Here is an 18,517-nt window from a genome sequence, read left to right as displayed (position 1 = left end):
CGAGGCGGTCCGGTCGGCTGCCTCAACGATGTCCACGGTACGGAGACGAACGGGTCGAAGCGTCGCTCTACGGTGCGATCCCGACCCTGGGAATCGTCGGGGTACGCCCCTGAGGCACATCCTCCTGGACGGTGACCCGCCCGGTCGCGCCGGGCACGCGTGCCGCCCTTCGGCGCAGCCAGGCCCGGCCCGCCGGGACGAAGGCCAGGTGGGCCAGGGCCACGCCCACGGTGTTCAGCAGCAGCGAGTCGACGTCCACGACCCGGCCGGGCACACCGGTCTGCAGCAGGGCGATGCCGGTGGAGACCAGGACGCCCGCGGCGGCCGTGCGGACCAGGGAGGCGAGCGGGGACACGGCGAGCCTGCCGTGCGCCGCCGGCAGCAGCACACCCAGCGGCGCGAGCAGCGCCAGCCCCTCGGCGACGCGTCGGGCCGCCCGCGCCCCGCCCAGCGCCAGATCGGCGCGGATGCCGGACAGCGGACGCAGATTGGCGGGCATCACCCAGGGCACGTCCAGGGGCCGCAGCATCAGCCAGGCGACGAGCCCGAGATGGGCGACGAGGAGGACACCCCCCGCCACACGGATACGGATCGCGGCGCTGCCGCCGATGGAGCCTTGACGCTGCACGCCCCCCTAGACGCGCCCCCGTGCACGAACGGTTCCGCACCCCGCACGCCGCCGCGTGTGAGGCGTCCGCCACCCCCGTGCGCCGGCGGCCTTCAGCCCGCGGTGACGTCGGTCGACGGCGGGTCCGTGCTGCCCGGCCGGTTGCGGACGGCGTCGGTGCACTCGTAGCGGTGCAGCGGGGCGGGAGCGGGACCGCCCAGGATCACCGAGCCGTCGCCCTCGGTCGCCGCCGAGTCGGACAGGGTGCACACGATCTGGGCGAGGGCGTAGGAGGTGAGCCGGGCCGGGGTCGTGCTCAGCCGCAGCGTGTCCTCCGGGTCCTTGTGGCCGGGGCCCGCCACGCCCAGGCCGCCCGGCACGTTGGTGGTGTAGCGCGCCGCCTTCTCCGCGGCCGTGGGGGACGCGGCGAGCTGGTCCAGCAGGCCCTGGGCCACGATGACCCGGCGCCGCGCGTCCGGCGTGCCCTCCGGGACGCGCACGGTCCGGTCGACGGCCACCAGGGAGGACCCGCACAGCAGGAACACCTGCACCGGCACCCCGTGCGCGGACTGTGCCGTGACATCGGGCGCGGACAGCGAGCACGGCACCCGGGAGGGGGCCGCGCCGAAGTCCGTCGGCACCTCGGTGGGCCGGATCCCGCACCCGGCGAGCACCGCGGTCAGGAGGGAGGCCGCGAGCAGCCGTCGTACGATCCGGGCCGCCGGCGCGGTCCGCGTGATCCGGGCCGCCGGCGCGGTCCGCGTGATCCAGGCCGCCGGCGCGGTCCGTTCAGTCCGTTCAGTCCGTGCGGTCCTTGCGGTCATGATCCCCCCTTCCCGGTGTCGCCTGCCTTGTCGCTGCGTGTGTTCTCCTCGTCCTGCTCCGTCAGCCCGGAGGCGTCCCGTGGCAGCCGCAGTGTGAACACCGCGCCGCCCTCGGGCGAGTTGGCGGCGGTGATGCCGCCGCCGTGGATGTGGGCGTTCTCCATGGCGATGGACAGACCCAGGCCGCTGCCCTCGGAGCGCGGCCGGGAGGCGCTGGCCTTGTAGAAGCGGTCGAAGACGTGCGGCAGCACGTCCTCGGGGATGCCCGGGCCGTGGTCGCGCACGGCGATGACCAGGTCGTCGCCGTCGATCCGCACCGACACCCGGACCGGGGACCCGCCGTGCTTGAGGGCGTTGCCGATCAGGTTGGCCAGTATGACGTCCAGGCGGCGCGGGTCGAGCTGCGCGTGGATGCCGCGCTCGGCGTCCAGGTCGACGGCGTCCAGCCAGGCACGGGCGTCGATGCAGGCGGTGATCTGGTCGGCGATGTCCACGTCGTCCAGCACCAGCCGGGCGGTGCCCGCGTCGAAGCGGGTCACCTCCATCAGGTTCTCGACCAGGTCGTTCAGCCGCCTGGTCTCGCTGACCACCAGCCGTACCGCGGGCTCGACCATCGGGTCGATGCCCCCGGCCTCGGACCCCAGCTCCTCCTCCAGCACCTCCGTCACGGCGGTGATGGCGGTCAGCGGGGTCCGCAGCTCATGGCTCATGTCCGCCACGAAGCGGCGCGAGGCCTCGTCCCGGGCGGCCATGTCGGCGACCCGTTTCTCCAGCGCCTCGGCCGCGTTGTTGAACGTCCGCGACAGATCGGCCAGTTCGTCGGTGCCGGACACGCTGAGCCGGGTGTCGAGCCGCCCCTCGCCGAGCCGGCGGGCGGCCACCCCGAGCCGGTGCACCGGCTTCAGCACGGTCGTGGCGGCGGCCTGCGCGAGCAGCGCCGAGCCGATCAGGGCCAGGGCCGTCGCGATCCCCAGCGACCAGGCCAGCGAGTTCAGGTCCTTGGCCTCGGGCTCCAGCGACTTGGCCAGGTAGCCCGTCGGCCCGCCGCCGGCCAGCCGCGCGCCGGCCACCAGGTACGGCGTGCCGTGGTCGTCGACCCGCTGCCAGTACAGGTGGTACGGCGCCTTGTTGCCGTCGGTCACCTTCTGCCGCTTGTTCACCGCGGCGCGCAGCGACGCCGGCACGTCCTCCAGCGAGAAGCCGTTGATCCCGCCCGAGGTGCCGTACACCGTCTTGCCGCGGGCGTCCTCGGCGACCAGCAGCACGCTGAAGCGCTGGCTGCTCGCCGCCATCTGGCCCGCCGCGCGCTGCAGTTCGTCCTGGGTGGGCCGGGCGGGCAGCGCGCCCGCCCGGTTCTGCATCTCCTGCTGGAAGTCGCGCAGCACGGCGTCCTGGGCGCGCGTCAGCACGGCCTCCCGGTTCAGCCAGTACGCGATGCCCGACGCCGACACCGCGGCGGTGAGCGCGACCAGCGCGAAGACGAGCACCAGCCGCAGCCTGAGGCTGGTGAACCGCAGCCGCGACAGACTTCCCCCGCGCCCCGCGGCCCAGCCGCGCGGCCCCCCTCGCGTATCGGTCACTGAGGGGCGTCCAGGCGGTAGCCGACACCACGGACGGTACGGATCAGGGTCGGTGAGGAGGGCACGTCCTCCACCTTGGCGCGCAGCCGCTGCACACACGCGTCCACCAGCCGGGAGTCGCCCAGGTAGTCGTGCTCCCAGACCAGTCGCAGCAGCTGCTGCCGGGACAGCGCCTGACCGGGCCGCCGGCTCAGCTCCAGCAGCAGCCGCAGCTCGGTCGGCGTGAGCTGCAGGTCCTCGCCGTTCTTGGTCACGGTCATCGCGGAGCGGTCGATGACGAGGCTGCCGAAGGTCGCCGAGTCGCTGGACTCGCGTTCCCCGCGCCGCAGCACGGCCCGGATCCGGGCGTCCAGCACCCGGCCCTGGACCGGCTTCACGACGTAGTCGTCGGCGCCGGACTCCAGGCCGACCACCACGTCGATGTCGTCGCTGCGGGCGGTCAGCAGGATGATCGGCAGCTGGTCGGTGCGCCGGATGCGCCGGCACACCTCGAACCCGTCGATGCCGGGCAGCATCACGTCCAGCACGATCAGATCCGGCCGCTGCTCGCGCAGCAGCTTCAGACCGTCCTCACCACTGGCAGCGGTCGACACCCGGTGGCCCTGGCGCGTCAGGGAGAGCTCCAGGGCCGTGCGGATGGCGTCGTCGTCCTCGATCAGCAACAGGGAAGGCACGGGCTCATTCTGGCCCATGGACGGGGTGTGGATCGACCGGTGGGACGCAGAACGCGGCGCGCGGGGCCCGCGGGTGGCCGGGCGCGCCCCCGGCGGGGCCGTCGCGCCGGCGTCCGGCGAACCGGGTCGCCCCCTCCCCCCGACCCTTCCTGACACGCCTGGATCCGGACCCCTGTGACAGGTCTGTGACAGTCGGCGGACACGGCCATGAAGGTCACTCGGCAAGCTTTTCGGCACAGGCAAGGAAGCACGACCGAGCAGGCCGGGCCGGAAGTCCACCACGGGGAGCGCGAGATGAACACGCTGCACAGCATCAGCACCAGCGCAGTGGTCACGCGTCTGCACGACGTGCACCGGGGCCCGGAGAAGTCCGGTGCTGTGGGAGGGCGGGGGTGCTCCCGCGGTACCGGGCGTCAGTACACCGGTCACATGACGGTGGTTGACGCGCACACGGGGGAGACACACGGGGGATCCGCGTACGGGGAGGAACCGGGGGAGCGTCGCTCGCTGACCGAGGCGGAGTTCACCGCCTACGTCCAGGAGCGCCGCGCCTCCCTGTACGCCACCGCCTACCACCTGACCGGCGACCGCTTCGAGGCCGAGGACCTGCTGCAGAGCGCGCTGTTCTCGACGTACCGGGCGTGGGAGCGGATCAGCGACAAGGCGGCGGTCGGCGGCTACCTGCGCCGCACCATGACCAACCTGCACATCAGCGCCTGGCGGCGCCGCAAGCTCAACGAGTACCCGACCGAGGAACTGCCCGAGACGCCCGGCGACACGGACGCGATGCGCGGCACCGAGCTGCGCGCGGTCCTGTGGCAGGCGCTGGCCCGGCTGCCCGAACCGCAGCGCACCATGCTGGTCCTGCGCTACTACGAGGGCCGCACGGACCCGGAGATCGCGGAGATCCTCGGCATCAGCGTCGGCACGGTGAAGTCCAGCATCTGGCGGTCCCTGCGCCGGCTGCGCGAGGACGAGGTCCTCAGCTTCGGCCGGGACGAGGAGAGCGCCTTCGGCGAACTGGTCGCCTGAGGTCAGGGGGGACACGGGGGAACGGGGACCACTGGGGGGTGGGACCCACGGGGGAACACGGGGGAACCACGGGGGAGTGAAAGGGAGCGGGACTGGCGGGCCTCGGGTCCGGCCAGTCCCGTCTCGCTTTCCCGCGTGACGGGCTCCCTCAGGCCACCGTCCGCTCCGGCGTCCGCACTCCCGCAGCGGCCAGCCGGCCCAGTGCCTCGTCCCGGTCGCAGGGATGGGCGCCGAGGGCCACCTGACGGGCCACGATCGACCGCTCGGTGCGCATCAGCCGCCAGCCCCGCCGCAGCAGGAACGGCACCGACTTGCGGCCCTCCCTGAGGTCCCGCAGGAAGCGCCGGCGGAAGGTGGTGACCGAGCCCCGGCTCAGGCACAGCGCGTCGGCCAGCACGCCCTGTTCCCGGCAGCGCTTCACGATCTCGGCGGCGAAGATGCCCTCCGCGATGAACAGCGGCGCGGACCCGATGCTCAGCGTCTCCTCGCCGGTGCGGGCGCTCAGCGAGATGTCGTACACCGGTACGGGCGTCGCCCCCGTCGTGCACAGCCGGACGATGGCGTCGACCGCGACGTCCGCGTCCCACGAACGAGGGTGGTCCCAGTCGACGTCCGAACTCCCGTCGACCAGCGGCAGGGTCGGATCGCCGGCCTCCTTGTAGAAGTCGTCGAGGCGCAGCACGGGAAGCCCGGAACGGGCGGCGACGAGGGACTTGCCCGAACCCGAGGGGCCGCACAGCAGCACGACGCGGGCGGGAGGCGGGAGATGAAGGCTCACGGAACACCAGTTTGACGCATGGTGGCGCTCCTGCCGACCCCGCGGGTCGGCTTTGGAGCGTGCGTCACATCTCAACTACCCTACGTGCCTGTTCGTTCACCCAGCGCACCAGAAGGCGGCACCGGCGATGGCCCGACACTCTTCCTCCCCGCACCCCACCGTGCAGCGCGCCCTGATCGCCCTCGCGGCCGCCGGAGCGGCGCTGGGAGCGGGCGCGGCGTCCGCGCAGGCCGACGGCGCCCGGCTCGCCGACACGCCCGCCTCGCTCGGCGGCGTCGACCCGGCGGCGGGGCTGACGAGTGTCGCCGGCGCGGTCGGCCACGCCACCGGTCCGGTCGCGGGACTCAAGCCCAACCCGCTCGCCGGCACCGGAGTCGACCCGCTGGACAACGGCGTCGGCACCCAGATCGCCGACTTCAGGCCGGTCGACTCCCGCGACCTGACCCGGCCGGTCGCCGAAGCCGACTCGTTCGGCAGTCTGCCCCTGGTGGGGCAGGTCATGGATCCGGGTGCCTCGCACGGCGCGCCGCGGGACTGACGCGCCCCCTGACCGGCGCCCCGGTACGGCGAAGAGCCGCGCCACCCCCGGACGGAGGGGTGACGCGGCTCGCTCGTGCGGGCGTCGGCCGTCAGTACGCCGAGCCGGACGCGCCCAGGGAGCCCGTCGGGTGCCAGACCGTCTTGGTCTCCAGGAACGCCGTCAAGCGGTCGGTGCCCGGCGTCTCGAAGTAATCCACAGGCTGTGGACGCAGGACGCGCTTGAGGTTGTCGGCGGCCGCGATCTCCAGCTCCTTGGCCAGCGCCTCGTCGGCGCCCGCGAGGTCGATCGCGTTGACGTCCTGGTGCGCGGCCAGCGGCGCGGCGATCTCCGCCGTACGGCCCGACAGGACGTTGACGACACCGCCGGGGACGTCGGAGGTGGCCAGCACCTCGCCCAGGGACAGGGCGGGCAGCGGGGCCTTCTCGGAGGCGATCACGACCGCCGTGTTGCCGGTGGCGATCACCGGGGCGACGACCGAGACCAGCCCGAGGAACGACGACTCCTGCGGGGCCAGGACGGCGACCACGCCGGTCGGCTCCGGGGAGGAGAGGTTGAAGAACGGGCCCGCGACCGGGTTGGCGCCGCCCACCACCTGGGCGATCTTGTCCGTCCAGCCCGCGTACCAGACCCAGCGGTCGATCGTGGCGTCCACGACCGCGGCCGCCTTGGACTTCGACAGGCCCTCGGCGTCCGCGACCTCCCGGGTGAACTGCTCCCGGCGGCCCTCCAGCATCTCCGCGACGCGGTAGAGGACCTGGCCGCGGTTGTAGGCGGTCGCGCCGGCCCAGCCGCCGAACGCCTTGCGGGCGGCGACCACCGCGTCACGGGCGTCCTTGCGTGAGGACTGCGGAGCGTTGGCCGACCAGTTGCCCTTCGAGTCCGTCACCTCGTACACCCGGCCGCTCTCGGAACGCGGGAACTTCCCGCCGACGTACAGCTTGTAGGTCTTGAAGACGCTCAGACGGTTCTGCTCAGACATCGAGGTACGCCTCCAGGCCGTGGCGGCCGCCCTCGCGGCCGAAGCCCGACTCCTTGTAACCGCCGAACGGCGAGGTCGGGTCGAACTTGTTGAACGTGTTGGACCAGACGACACCGGCGCGCAGCTTGTTCGCGACGGCCAGGATCCGGGAGCCCTTCTCGGTCCAGATGCCCGCGGACAGGCCGTACGCGGTGTTGTTGGCCTTGGCGACCGCCTCGTCGGGCGTGCGGAAGGTGAGGACCGACAGCACCGGGCCGAAGATCTCGTCGCGGGCGATGGTGTGCGCCTGGGTGACGTTCGTGAAGAGCGTCGGGGCGAACCAGTAGCCGGAGGAGGGCAGTTCGCAGGCGGGGGCCCAGCGCTCGGCGCCCTCCGCCTCGCCCTGCTCGGCCAGCGCGGTGATCCGGGCGAGCTGCTCGGCGGAGTTGATCGCGCCGATGTCGGTGTTCTTGTCGAGCGGGTCGCCGAGCCGCAGGGTGGACAGCCGGCGCTTGAGGGAGTCGAGCAGCTCGTCGTGGACCGACTCCTGGACCAGCAGCCGGGAGCCCGCGCAGCAGACCTGGCCCTGGTTGAAGAAGATGCCGTTCACGATGCCCTCGACGGCCTGGTCGATCGGCGCGTCGTCGAAGACGATGTTGGCGCCCTTGCCGCCCAGTTCCAGGGTGAGCTTCTTGCGGGTGCCGGCGACGGTCCGCGCGATCTCCTTGCCGACGCCCGTCGACCCGGTGAACGCGACCTTGTTCACGTCCGGGTGCGCGACCAGCGCGGCGCCGGTGTCGCCGTAGCCCGGGAGGATGTTGACGACGCCCCTGGGCAGGCCGGCCTGACGGCAGATGTCCGCGAAGAACAGGGCCGACAGGGGGGTGGTCTCGGCCGGCTTCAGCACCACCGTGTTGCCGGTGGCCAGCGCCGGGGCGATCTTCCACGCCAGCATCAGCAGCGGGAAGTTCCAGGGGATCACCTGGCCGGCGACGCCGAGCGGCCTCGGGTCCGCGCCGAACCCGGCGTGGCCGAGCTTGTCGGCCCAGCCGGCGTAGTAGAAGAAGTGCGCGGCGACCAGCGGGAGGTCCGCGTCCCGGGTCTCCCTGATCGGCTTGCCGTTGTCCAGCGTCTCCAGGACCGCCAGCTCGCGGCTGCGCTCCTGGATGATGCGGGCGATGCGGAACAGGTACTTGGCGCGCTCGGAGCCGGGCAGCGCCGACCACTTCTCGAAGGCCTTGCGGGCGGCCCTCACGGCGCGGTCGACGTCCTCGGCGCCGGCCTGCGCGACCTCGGAGAGCACCTCCTCCGTGGACGGCGAGACCGTCTTGAAGACCCTGCCGTCGGCGGCGTCGGTGAACTCGCCGTCGATGAACAGGCCGTAGGAGGGGGCGATGTCGACGACCGCGCGGGACTCGGGCGCCGGTGCGTACTCGAATGCGGATGCCATGGTGATCAGTCCACCGTCACGTAGTCGGGGCCGGAGTAGCGGCCGGTGGCCAGCTTCTGACGCTGCATGAGCAGGTCGTTCAGCAGCGAGGAGGCGCCGAAGCGGAACCAGTGGTTGTTCAGCCAGTCCTCGCCCGCGGTCTCGTTGACCAGGACCAGGAACTTGATCGCGTCCTTGCTGGTGCGGATGCCGCCGGCCGGCTTCACGCCGACCTGCACGCCGGTCTGGGCGCGGAAGTCGCGGACGGCCTCCAGCATGAGCAGGGTGTTGGCGGGCGTGGCGTTCACCGCCACCTTGCCGGTCGACGTCTTGATGAAGTCGGCGCCCGCCATCATGCCCAGCCAGCTCGCCCGGCGGATGTTGTCGTACGTCGACAGCTCGCCGGTCTCGAAGATGACCTTCAGCCGGGCGCTCGCGCCGCAGGCCTCCTTCACGGCGACGATCTCGTCGTACACCTTGAGGTACTTGCCCGCGAGGAACGCGCCACGGTCGATGACCATGTCGATCTCGTCGGCGCCCGCGGCCACGGCGTCCCGGACGTCGGCCAGCTTCACCCCGAGGGCGGCCCGGCCGGCCGGGAAGGCGGTGGCGACCGAGGCGACCTTCACGCCGGAACCGGCGACGGCCTCCTTGGCGGTGGCCACCATGTCGGGATAGACGCAGACGGCCGCGGTCGCCGGGGCGGTGCGGTCCGTCGGGTCCGGACGGACCGCCTTGGCGCCGAGCGCCCGGACCTTGCCCGGGGTGTCCGCGCCTTCCAGCGTCGTCAGGTCGACCATCGAGATGGCGAGGTCGATGGCGTACGCCTTCGCGGTGGTCTTGATGGAACGGGTGCCGAGAGACGCGGCGCGCGCCTCCAGGCCGACCGCGTCGACGCCGGGCAGCCCGTGGAGGAAGCGGCGCAGCGTGCTGTCGGACGCGGTGACGTCAGCGAAAGGCTGTGCGGGGGATGCAGTGGTGGGCATGGTCACCAGACGAGCATATCTACGCGCGTAGCGGATGTATACCCCCGAGACGCTCGTCACCTGCCCGGCGGCCGCGGACGAGCGCCGGGCCCCGGGGCGCGCGGGACCGCCCCGCCGGCGTCGTGCACAATCGGCACCATGACGACCCCGGACCACCAGTCACCCGAGCCCCGGCCCACCGCCAAGGACGTGATCTACCGCTCGCCCCTGGCGCTCGTGGCCGGTGTGCTGCTGCTGGTGCTCGCCTGCTGGCTGGGCTTCGACGCGCTGGTCCGCGGGCACGGGCGCACCCCCTGGCTGGCGCTCGCCGCCCTGATCCTCGCCGTTCCGCTGGTGATCGCGTTCACGCTGCGCCCGGCGGTGTTCTCGGGCGAGGACCGGCTGCGGGTGCGCAACCCCTTCCGGTCGGTCACCCTGCCCTGGGGCGAGGTCGCCTCCCTGCGCTCCGGCTACACCAACGAGGTCGTCGCCAACTCCGGCGACAAGTACCAGCTCTGGGCCGTCCCGGTCTCGCTGCGCGCCCGCAAGAAGGCCGCGCGCCGGCAGGCCCGCGCGGAGGCGGCGGCCCGGGGCGGCCGCTCGGGCGGGCCCGGGTTCGGCGGGCTCGGCCTCGGCGGTGTGCTCGGCGGCACGGGCGACCAAGACGGCCCGACCCGCGCGGAGTCCGACCAGATCATCGCCGACCTGCGGGCCACCGCGGAGAGCCGGGGCCCGGCCAGGACGGCCCAGGGCGAGGTGACGGTCCGCTGGGCGTACGAGGTCATCGCCCCCGCCGTCGCCGGGGCGGTGCTGCTGGCGGTGCTGCTGGCCGTGGGCTGAGGCCGGGCGGGACGCGGACCGGCGGGGCCGACGGCGCGGAGCGGGGCTCCGGAGCGTCAGACGGCGACCACGTGCACGTCCGTCGGCGCGAGGACCGTCAGGCAGGCGTGGATGTCGCCGGGGTCGGTGGTGAAGATCACCGCGCTGCCGTGCCGGGCGGCCGCCAGGGCCACCCGGGCGTCCACCGCGTCCGGTCGCTTCTTCGCCGGCGGGGCCGCCCCGCCCAGGGCGGTGCCGATGCGCCGCCAGTCCGTGAGATCAGGGCCCGTCGTGCAGGCCAGGCACTCCGGCCGGCCTGCCTTCGTCTCGCGCATCGGCGCTGCGGACGTGCGGGCCTGAGGGACCGTGCAGTCCCTCAGGGCGCCGGACAGGGCGTGCACCAGCGCCGGCCGGGGGCGCCACACCTGGGCGAGGACCGGGCCGAGCACCAGCGCCCGGTGAGGGGCCGCGCGCAATCCCTATGGGTCCGCCGCCGGCCCCGGACGTCGGACCCGCGGCGCGCCCCTCAGAGACCCGCCGCCGCCGACAGGTCCCGCTTCAGGGCCGCCAGGAGTTCGCCGGCCCGGGTGCGGGCCGCCGGGAGGGCGGTGTGGTCCGGGGCCGGGACGACGACCTCCAGGTAGCACTTGAGCTTGGGCTCGGTGCCGCTGGGGCGGACGATGACCCGGGCGCCGTCGAGCGTGTAGCGCAGGCCGTCGGTGGGCGGCAGCCGGTCCGTGCCCAGGGTGAGGTCCTCGGCGCGGGTGATGGCCAGGCCCGCCAGCTCCGTCGGGGGCCGCTCGCGCAGCCGGCGCATCGCGTCCGAGATGACCGACAGGTCCTCGACGCGGACCGACAGCTGGTCCGTCGCGTGCAGCCCGTGCTCCACGGCCAGGTCGTCGAGCAGGTCGAGCAGGGTGCGGCCCTGCTCCTTCAGCACCGAGGCCAGCTCGGTGATCAGCAGCGCGGCGGTGATGCCGTCCTTGTCTCGCACGCCCTCCGGGTCCACGCAGTAGCCGAGCGCCTCCTCGTAGCCGTAGCGCAGGCCGTCCACGCGGGCGATCCACTTGAAGCCGGTCAGGGTCTCCTCGTACGGCAGCTTCGCGCTCTCGGCGATGCGGCCGAGGAGGGAGGAGGAGACGATCGACTCCGCGAAGGTGCCGGCCGCCCCGCGCGCGACCAGGTGGGCGGCGAGCAGCGAGCCCACCTCGTCGCCGCGCAGCATCCGCCAGTCGGCGCCGTCCCGGACGGCCACGGCGCAGCGGTCGGCGTCCGGGTCGTTGGCGATGACCAGGTCCGGGTCCGTGGCGCGGGCCCGCGCGAACGCCAGGTCCATGGCGCCCGGCTCCTCCGGGTTGGGGAAGGCCACCGTCGGGAAGTCCGGGTCCGGGTCGGCCTGCTCGGCCACCAGCACCGGCTCCGGGAAGCCGGCGCGCGCGAAGGCGGCCAGCAGGACGTCCCGGCCGACGCCGTGCATCGCCGTGTAGACCGTGCGGGCGGTGCGCGGGGAGCCGGCGGCGAGGACGGCGTCCGTGCGGGCCAGGTAGGCGTCCAGGACCGCGTCGTCCAGGGTCTGCCAGCCGGACTCCGGACGCGGGACGTCGTGCAGCGCGGCGATCGCGTCGATCTCGGCGGCGATCTCCGCGTCGGCGGGCGGGACGATCTGGGAGCCGTCGCCCAGGTAGACCTTGTAGCCGTTGTCCCGGGGCGGGTTGTGGCTGGCGGTGACCTCCACGCCCGCGACCGCGCCCAGGTGCCTGATGGCGAACGCCAGCACCGGGGTGGGCAGGGGACGCGGGAGCACGGCGGCGCGCAGGCCGGCGCCGGTCATCACGGCGGCGGTGTCCCGGGCGAAGTCGGCGGACTTGTGGCGGGCGTCGTAGCCGATGACGACCAGCCCGGCGGCGTCGCCCCCGTGGGGGGTCCCGCTCTTCTTCAGGTACGCGGCGAGGCCGGCCGCGGCACGGATGACGACCGCGCGGTTCATGCGCATCGGGCCGGCGCCCAGCTCGCCGCGCAGGCCCGCGGTGCCGAACTGGAGGGTGCCGGAGAACCGGTCCGTGAGCGCCGGCACGTCACCGGCGTCGATCAGCCCGGCGAGCTCCTCGCGGGTCTGCGGGTCGGGGTCCTCGGCGAGCCATGCCTTGGCCTTGGCGATGAGTTCGTCGTGCACCTTGGGATCAACCTCTCCTCAGTTCCTGCCGGAGGCTTCGCCCCCGGACCCCCGTTCCGCGCCGTCCCGCCGGCCGGTCCGGCGGGCGCGCGGTCTCTCAGATCCTGCCCAGCACCCGCGTCAGCAGCTGGCCCATGCGCGCCGCCGAGTCGCGGCCCGCCTGCAGGACCTCCTCGTGGTTCAGCGGCTCGCCGGTCATGCCCGCCGCGAGGTTGGTGACCAGGGAGATGCCCAGCACCTCGGCGCCGGCCTCGCGGGCGGCGATCGCCTCGAGCACCGTGGACATGCCGACCAGGTCCGCGCCGATGACGCGGGCCATGCGGATCTCCGCCGGGGTCTCGTAGTGCGGGCCGGGGAACTGGGCGTAGACGCCCTCCTCCAGGCTGGCGTCGATCTCCTTGCACAGGGCGCGCAGCCGCGGCGAGTAGAGGTCGGTGAGGTCGACGAAGTTGGCGCCGACGATCGGCGAGGTCGCCGTCAGGTTGATGTGATCGCTGATCAGCACCGGCTGGCCGGGGCGCATGCCCTCGCGCAGGCCGCCGCAGCCGTTGGTGAGGACCACGGTCTTGCAGCCGGCGGCGACGGCCGTCCGGACGCCGTGCGCGACGGCGGCCACCCCGCGGCCCTCGTAGTAGTGGGTGCGGCCCAGGAAGACCAGGGCGCGCTTGTCACCGAAGGAGTACGAGCGGACCTTGCCGCCGTGGCCCTCGACCGCCGGCGGCGGGAAGCCGGGCAGCTCGGTGACCTGGAACTCGGCGTCGGGGGCGCCCAGGGCGTCGACGGCCGGAGCCCAGCCGGAGCCCATCACGAGGGCGACGTCGTGGGTCTCGGCGCCGGTCAGTTCGCGCAGGCGCGCTGCGGCGGCGTCGGCGGCGGCGTAGGGATCGCCCTGGAGGTCGTCCGGAAGAAGAGATGCGTTCACGCCGACGAGGGTAGCCGGTTCTCGCCTACGCGCGTAGATGACGGACCCCACGGGATGGCGATCGTTGTCTTGTCGTTTCCAACGAGACCCGGCCCCGCACGGGGCGCCGCCGCGCGGCGGCCGCTAACACGGCCGCTTGCGCAGTTCCATGACGTAGTCGTGGGGCGCGCCGGCGGACTCGGCAGCGTCCGCGACCTCGCCCAGGTAGCGGGCCGAGGGCAGTCCGCCCTCGTAGCCGTTGAGCACGTACACCCAGGCCGGCTCCTCGCCGTCCAGGGTGTGCACGCGCACCCGGACGCGGCGGTAGATCCCCAGGCCCACGCCCTCCCACCGGTCGAGGGACTCCTCGTCCATCGGCGCGACGTCGTACAGCCCGACGAAGACCTGGGCCCCCGGCTGCTCGACGATCGTCGCCAGCGCGCCCTCCCAGCCGAGCTGCTCGCCGCCGAAGGTGAGCCGCCAGCCGTTCAGCCAGCCCACGGCGCGCTGCGGGGAGTGCGGGGCGCGGCGGGACATCAGCCGGGCGTCGAGGTTGCCGGCGTACGCGGCATAGAGCGACATGGACGAAGGGTACGGCAGGCGGAACTCCCGTCCCGCGCGTCCCGGTGGCACCGGCCGCGGCCCCGGGGCAGTAGCACCTTGAAGCGTGCGGGACAATGGAGTACGTGACTCGGATCGTGATCATCGGTGGCGGACCCGGCGGATACGAGGCGGCCCTGGTGGCCGCCCAGCTCGGCGCGGAGGTGACCGTCGTCGACTGCGACGGTCTGGGCGGAGCGTCGGTGCTGACCGACTGCGTGCCGTCGAAGACACTCATCGCCACGGCGGAGGTGATGACCACCTTCGACTCCTCGTACGAGGAGCTCGGCATCATCGTCGCCGACGACACCCCGCCGCTGGAGCAGGCGGCCCGGGTGGTCGGCGTGGACCTGGGCAAGGTCAACCGCCGGGTGAAGCGGCTCGCGCTCGCCCAGTCCCACGACATCACCGCCTCCGTCACCCGGGCCGGCGCCCGCGTGATGCGCGGCCGCGGCCGGCTCGACGGCATGCAGGCCCTGGACGGTTCCCGCAAGGTCGTCGTCACCGCCGCCGACGGCACCGAGGAGACCCTCACCGCCGACGCCGTCCTCATCGCCACCGGCGGTCACCCGCGCGAGCTGCCCGACGCCCGGCCGGACGGCGAGCGCATCCTCAACTGGACGCAGGTCTACGACCTCGACGAGCTGCCGGAAGAACTGATCGTGGTGGGCTCCGGCGTCACCGGCGCCGAGTTCGCCGGCGCCTACCAGGCGCTGGGTTCCAAGGTCACCCTGGTCTCCTCCCGGGACCGGGTGCTGCCGGGCGAGGACCCGGACGCCGCCGCGGTCCTGGAGGACGTCTTCCGCCGCCGCGGCATGAACGTCATGGCCCGCTCCCGGGCGCAGTCCGCCAAGCGCGTCGGCGACCGGGTCGAGGTGACGCTGGCCGACGGCCGGGTCATCACCGGCTCGCACTGCCTGATGGCCGTCGGCGCGATCCCCAACAGCGCCGGCCTCGGCCTGGAGGACGCGGGCGTCAAGCTGCGCGACTCCGGGCACATCTGGACCGACAAGGTCTCGCGCACCACGGCTCCGGGCGTGTACGCGGCCGGTGACGTCACGGGCGTCTTCGCGCTCGCGTCGGTCGCGGCGATGCAGGGACGCATCGCCATGTACCACTTCCTCGGCGACGCGGTGGCCCCGCTGAACCTGAAGACGGTCTCCTCCAACGTCTTCACGGACCCCGAGATCGCCACCGTCGGCTACAGCCAGGCGGACGTGGACGCGGGCAAGATCGACGCCCGGGTGGTGAAGCTGCCGCTGCTGCGCAACCCGCGCGCCAAGATGCAGGGCATCCGGGACGGCTTCGTCAAGATCTTCTGCCGGCCGGGCACCGGGATCGTCGTCGGCGGCGTCGTCGTGGCGCCGCGCGCCTCGGAACTGATCCACCCCATCTCGATCGCCGTCGACAACAATCTGACGGTCGAGCAGATCGCGAACGCCTTCACGGTGTACCCCTCGCTTTCGGGGTCGATCGCCGAGGTGGCGCGGCAGCTGCACACGCGCAAGGCGGGCGTCGAGGCCTGAGCGGAACGGGCCGACTTCCCGCTGGTCACGGGGAGTTGCCGCGCATGCGTGCGGCATAGGCGGGAGGACTAAGGTCTTATACCACCTCCCGTCATGCCGTGCGAACAACTTCTGTTATTCGGCGCAAACTGCTGAAACCAGACGGTCGTTGGGGTTACTGTCAGTTTCGTGTTCGCTGCAGAACGTCGCCAATTGATCCTCGAAATGGTGCGAGCGAACGGGGCCGTGTCGCTCCGTGAACTCGCCCGCGTCGTCCAGACCTCCGAAGTGACCGTACGGCGGGACGTGCGCGCACTGGAGGCAGAAGGACTCCTCGACCGCCGGCACGGCGGTGCGGTACTGCCGGGCGGGTTCACGCGCGAGTCCGGCTTCCCGCAGAAGTCGCACCTCGCGACCGCCGAGAAGACGGCCATCGCCGACCTCGCCGCGGGCCTCGTCGAAGAGGGCGAGGCCATCGTCGTCGGGGCGGGCACCACCACGCAGGAGCTGGCCCGCCGGCTCGCGCGGGTGCCCGGGCTGACCGTCGTCACCAACTCGCTGCTGGTCGCCCAGGCGCTGGCCCACGCCAACCGGGTGGAGGTCGTGATGACCGGCGGCACCCTGCGCGGCTCCAACTACGCCCTCGTCGGCTCCGGAGCCGAGCAGTCCCTTCAGGGGCTCAGGGTCTCCAAGGCCTTCCTGTCCGGGAGCGGGCTCACCGCGGAGCGCGGGCTGTCCACGTCCAACATGCTGTCGGCCTCCGTCGACCGGGCCCTGGTGCAGGCCGCCGCCGAGGTCGTGGTCCTCGCCGACCACACCAAGCTGGGCACCGACACGATGTTCCAGACGGTGCCGACCGACCTCATCACCCGCCTGGTCACCGACGAGCCGCCCGCGCACGACGACCGGGCCGGCACGGAACTGCAGGCCCTCGCCGACCAGGGCGTGCAGATCGCCGTGGCGGGGGCGGGGGGAAACCCGGTGGGTGAACCCGTGCCCGCGGCGCGCCAGCAGCGCTCCTCCTCGCTGCCCGGGCCCCGGCGGGGACAGGTCGCCGGGGCCGCGCTGCGGGGGATGCTCGGTGACCAGCCGACCGGGGCCGAACGGGGACGCGTCGCCGACCTGCGCAGGCGCTGAGGGCCCGCCCGGGCTCGGGCCCCGCGGGGCGTGGCCGGAGGCCGGCACCGCGCCCTGCGCCGTGCCGGAGGCCGGCGCCGCCTCCCCCGGGCCGGCCCGCGCGAGGGCCCCGGGGTACGCGCCCGGGCGCCCGTGGAACGCGGACGCCCGGTGGGCCCTGACGGGCGCCACCGGGCGGCGTTGTGCGGGACGGCCTGGCGTCAGTCCTTGATCTCGCAGATCGCGGCGCCGGAGGTGACCGAGGCGCCCACCTCGAAGTTCAGGCCCTTGACAGTGCCGGACCGGTGGGCGTTGAGCGGCTGCTCCATCTTCATGGCCTCCAGGACGACGACCAGGTCGCCCTCCTTGACCTCCTGGCCCTCCTCCACGGCGACCTTGACGATCGTGCCCTGCATCGGGGAGGCGAGGGTGTCGCCGGAGGCCACCGGGCCGGACTTCTTGGCCGCGCGGCGCTTCGGCTTGGCGCCGGCGGCGAGGCCGGTGCGGGCCAGCGACATGCCCAGGGAGGACGGCAGGGAGACCTCGAGGCGCTTGCCGCCGACCTCGACGACGACCGTCTCGCGGCCCGTCTCCTCCTCCGCCTCGGCGTCGGCCGGAGCGGCGAAGGGCTTGATCTCGTTGACGAACTCGGTCTCGATCCAGCGGGTGTGGACCGCGAACGGCTCCTCGGAACCGGTCAGCTCGGGGGCGAACGCCGGGTCCCTGACGACCACGCGGTGGAACGGGATGGCCGTCGCCATGCCCTCGACCTGGAACTCGTCCAGCGCCCGGGCGGCCCGCTCCAGGGCCTCCTTGCGGGTGCGGCCGGTGACGATCAGCTTGGCGAGCAGCGAGTCCCACGCCGGGCCGATCACGCTGCCGGCCTCCACGCCCGCGTCCAGCCGGACGCCCGGACCGGCCGGCGCGTCGAAGCGGGTGACCGAACCGGGGGCGGGCAGGAAGTTGCGGCCCGGGTCCTCGCCGTTGATCCGGAACTCGAACGAGTGTCCGCGCAGGGCGGGGTCGTCGTAGCCCAGTTCCTCGCCGTCGGCGATGCGGAACATCTCGCGGACCAGGTCGATGCCGGCGACCTCCTCGGTCACCGGGTGCTCCACCTGGAGGCGGGTGTTGACCTCGAGGAAGGAGATCGTGCCGTCCTGGCCGACCAGGAACTCACAGGTGCCGGCGCCCTCGTAGCCGGCCTCCTTCAGGATGGCCTTCGAGGCGCGGTACAGCTCGGCGACCTGCTCCTCGGAGAGGAACGGCGCCGGGGCCTCCTCGACCAGCTTCTGGTGGCGGCGCTGCAGCGAGCAGTCACGGGTGGAGACGACCACCACGTTGCCGTGCTTGTCGGCCAGGCACTGGGTCTCGACGTGCCGCGGACGGTCGAGGTAACGCTCGACGAAGCACTCGCCGCGGCCGAAGGCGGCGACCGCCTCGCGCACCGCGGAGTCGTACAGCTCCGGAACCTCCTCGAGGGTCCGGGCGACCTTCAGGCCGCGGCCACCGCCGCCGAAGGCGGCCTTGATGGCGATCGGCAGGCCGTGCTCCTCGGCGAACGCGACGACCTCGTCCGCGCCGGAGACGGGGTCGGACGTACCGGCGACCAGCGGGGCGCCGGCGCGCTGGGCGATGTGCCGGGCGGCCACCTTGTCGCCCAGGTCGCGGATGGCCTGCGGCGGCGGGCCGATCCAGTTCAGGCCCGCGTCCAGCACGGCCTGCGCGAACTCCGCGTTCTCCGAGAGGAAGCCGTAGCCCGGATGGATGGCGTCGGCCCCCGACTCGCGGGCGGCGTTGAGCACCTTCTCGATGTCCAGATAGCTGGTGGCCGGTGTGTCACCGCCCAGGGCGAACGCCTCATCCGCGGCGCGGACATGCAGAGCGTCCCGGTCCGGGTCGGCGTAGACGGCCACGCTCGCGATCCCGGCGTCCCGGCAGGCCCGGGCCACGCGGACAGCGATTTCGCCACGGTTGGCGATGAGCACCTTGCGCACGATTGAGGCTCCCTCCTTGAA

At 73.3% G+C, this 18,517-nt stretch carries 18 protein-coding genes; 5 read left to right on the top strand and 13 right to left on the bottom strand.

Annotated features, from left to right (window positions below):
* Positions 1 to 67: 67 nt before the first annotated feature.
* The 4 genes from TNCT1_RS02250 to afsQ1 form a co-directional block, all read right to left on the bottom strand.
* Positions 68 to 628 (bottom strand): VanZ family protein, encoded by a 561-nt coding sequence (locus TNCT1_RS02250; RefSeq protein ID WP_143627562.1) that lies wholly within the window; start codon positions 626 to 628, stop codon positions 68 to 70.
* Positions 629 to 720: 92 nt separating this feature from the next.
* Complete coding sequence (locus tag TNCT1_RS02245) at positions 721 to 1,431, bottom strand: hypothetical protein (RefSeq protein WP_235902267.1); 711 nt, start codon at positions 1,429 to 1,431, stop codon at positions 721 to 723.
* Positions 1,428 to 3,011 carry a HAMP domain-containing sensor histidine kinase gene (locus TNCT1_RS02240; protein WP_143627560.1) on the bottom strand — a complete coding sequence of 528 codons (1,584 nt, stop codon included), beginning with the start codon at positions 3,009 to 3,011 and terminating at the stop codon, positions 1,428 to 1,430. The genes TNCT1_RS02245 and TNCT1_RS02240 overlap by 4 nt, the downstream gene beginning before the upstream one ends.
* Positions 3,008 to 3,685 carry a two-component system response regulator AfsQ1 gene (afsQ1, locus tag TNCT1_RS02235; protein ID WP_143627558.1) on the bottom strand — a complete coding sequence of 226 codons (678 nt, stop codon included), beginning with the start codon at positions 3,683 to 3,685 and terminating at the stop codon, positions 3,008 to 3,010. The genes TNCT1_RS02240 and afsQ1 overlap by 4 nt, the downstream gene beginning before the upstream one ends.
* A 294-nt stretch (positions 3,686 to 3,979) precedes the next feature.
* Between afsQ1 and TNCT1_RS02230 the strand changes: the two genes are divergently transcribed.
* Complete coding sequence (locus TNCT1_RS02230) at positions 3,980 to 4,717, top strand: SigE family RNA polymerase sigma factor (RefSeq protein WP_143627556.1); 738 nt, start codon at positions 3,980 to 3,982, stop codon at positions 4,715 to 4,717.
* 148 nt (positions 4,718 to 4,865) lie between these two features.
* Here TNCT1_RS02230 and TNCT1_RS02225 read toward each other — a convergent pair whose 3' ends face one another.
* Complete coding sequence (locus TNCT1_RS02225) at positions 4,866 to 5,462, bottom strand: uridine kinase (RefSeq protein WP_143628306.1); 597 nt, start codon at positions 5,460 to 5,462, stop codon at positions 4,866 to 4,868.
* Positions 5,463 to 5,622: 160 nt separating this feature from the next.
* Here TNCT1_RS02225 and TNCT1_RS02220 point away from each other — a divergent pair, with 160 nt between their 5' ends.
* A complete protein-coding gene (locus TNCT1_RS02220) occupies positions 5,623 to 6,033 on the top strand; it encodes a hypothetical protein (protein ID WP_143627553.1) in 411 nt (136 codons plus the stop codon).
* Between the two features lie 91 nt (positions 6,034 to 6,124).
* Here TNCT1_RS02220 and TNCT1_RS02215 read toward each other — a convergent pair whose 3' ends face one another.
* From TNCT1_RS02215 to deoC, 3 genes are read right to left on the bottom strand one after another with little or no spacing between them, the layout of a single operon-like run.
* On the bottom strand, positions 6,125 to 7,015 hold the full coding sequence (locus TNCT1_RS02215) for an aldehyde dehydrogenase family protein (protein ID WP_143627551.1): 891 nt from the start codon (positions 7,013 to 7,015) through the stop codon (positions 6,125 to 6,127).
* Entirely contained in the window at positions 7,008 to 8,444 is a 1,437-nt protein-coding gene (locus tag TNCT1_RS02210; RefSeq protein WP_143627549.1) for an aldehyde dehydrogenase family protein, read from the bottom strand. Before TNCT1_RS02210 ends, TNCT1_RS02215 begins: the two co-directional genes overlap by 8 nt.
* 5 nt (positions 8,445 to 8,449) lie before the next feature.
* Complete coding sequence (gene deoC, locus TNCT1_RS02205; protein WP_143627547.1) at positions 8,450 to 9,409, bottom strand: deoxyribose-phosphate aldolase; 960 nt, start codon at positions 9,407 to 9,409, stop codon at positions 8,450 to 8,452.
* A gap of 138 nt (positions 9,410 to 9,547) precedes the next feature.
* On the opposite strand from deoC, the gene TNCT1_RS02200 reads away from it, so the two are divergent.
* Positions 9,548 to 10,228: a PH domain-containing protein gene (locus tag TNCT1_RS02200; RefSeq protein WP_143627544.1), complete on the top strand. Its 681-nt coding sequence runs from the start codon at positions 9,548 to 9,550 to the stop codon at positions 10,226 to 10,228.
* A gap of 56 nt (positions 10,229 to 10,284) precedes the next feature.
* Here the strand turns inward: TNCT1_RS02200 and TNCT1_RS02195 are convergent, their stop codons facing one another.
* The 4 genes from TNCT1_RS02195 to TNCT1_RS02180 form a co-directional block, all read right to left on the bottom strand.
* Positions 10,285 to 10,683, bottom strand: coding sequence for a hypothetical protein (locus TNCT1_RS02195; RefSeq protein ID WP_143627542.1), 399 nt, complete (start codon positions 10,681 to 10,683; stop codon positions 10,285 to 10,287).
* A gap of 50 nt (positions 10,684 to 10,733) precedes the next feature.
* On the bottom strand, positions 10,734 to 12,380 hold the full coding sequence (locus TNCT1_RS02190) for a phospho-sugar mutase (RefSeq protein WP_143627540.1): 1,647 nt from the start codon (positions 12,378 to 12,380) through the stop codon (positions 10,734 to 10,736).
* A 97-nt stretch (positions 12,381 to 12,477) separates the two neighbouring features.
* Positions 12,478 to 13,302, bottom strand: coding sequence for a purine-nucleoside phosphorylase (locus TNCT1_RS02185; protein ID WP_143627538.1), 825 nt, complete (start codon positions 13,300 to 13,302; stop codon positions 12,478 to 12,480).
* A 123-nt stretch (positions 13,303 to 13,425) separates the two neighbouring features.
* Positions 13,426 to 13,863 carry a gamma-glutamylcyclotransferase gene (locus tag TNCT1_RS02180; protein WP_143627536.1) on the bottom strand — a complete coding sequence of 146 codons (438 nt, stop codon included), beginning with the start codon at positions 13,861 to 13,863 and terminating at the stop codon, positions 13,426 to 13,428.
* Between the two features lie 95 nt (positions 13,864 to 13,958).
* On the opposite strand from TNCT1_RS02180, the gene TNCT1_RS02175 reads away from it, so the two are divergent.
* On the top strand, positions 13,959 to 15,407 hold the full coding sequence (locus TNCT1_RS02175) for an NAD(P)H-quinone dehydrogenase (protein ID WP_143627534.1): 1,449 nt from the start codon (positions 13,959 to 13,961) through the stop codon (positions 15,405 to 15,407).
* A gap of 168 nt (positions 15,408 to 15,575) precedes the next feature.
* Complete coding sequence (locus TNCT1_RS02170; protein ID WP_143627531.1) at positions 15,576 to 16,523, top strand: DeoR/GlpR family DNA-binding transcription regulator; 948 nt, start codon at positions 15,576 to 15,578, stop codon at positions 16,521 to 16,523.
* A 200-nt stretch (positions 16,524 to 16,723) separates the two neighbouring features.
* Here TNCT1_RS02170 and TNCT1_RS02165 read toward each other — a convergent pair whose 3' ends face one another.
* Positions 16,724 to 18,496, bottom strand: a complete 1,773-nt coding sequence (locus TNCT1_RS02165) for a biotin carboxylase N-terminal domain-containing protein (RefSeq protein WP_143627529.1) — start codon at positions 18,494 to 18,496, stop codon at positions 16,724 to 16,726.
* Positions 18,497 to 18,517: the final 21 nt, after the last annotated feature.

The sequence above is a fragment of the Streptomyces sp. 1-11 genome, from assembly GCF_007176755.1.
Taxonomy (GTDB): Bacteria; Actinomycetota; Actinomycetes; order Streptomycetales; family Streptomycetaceae; genus Streptomyces.
The sequence above is the reverse complement of the archived record's forward strand: the minus strand, read 5'-3'. Positions and strand labels throughout refer to the sequence as shown.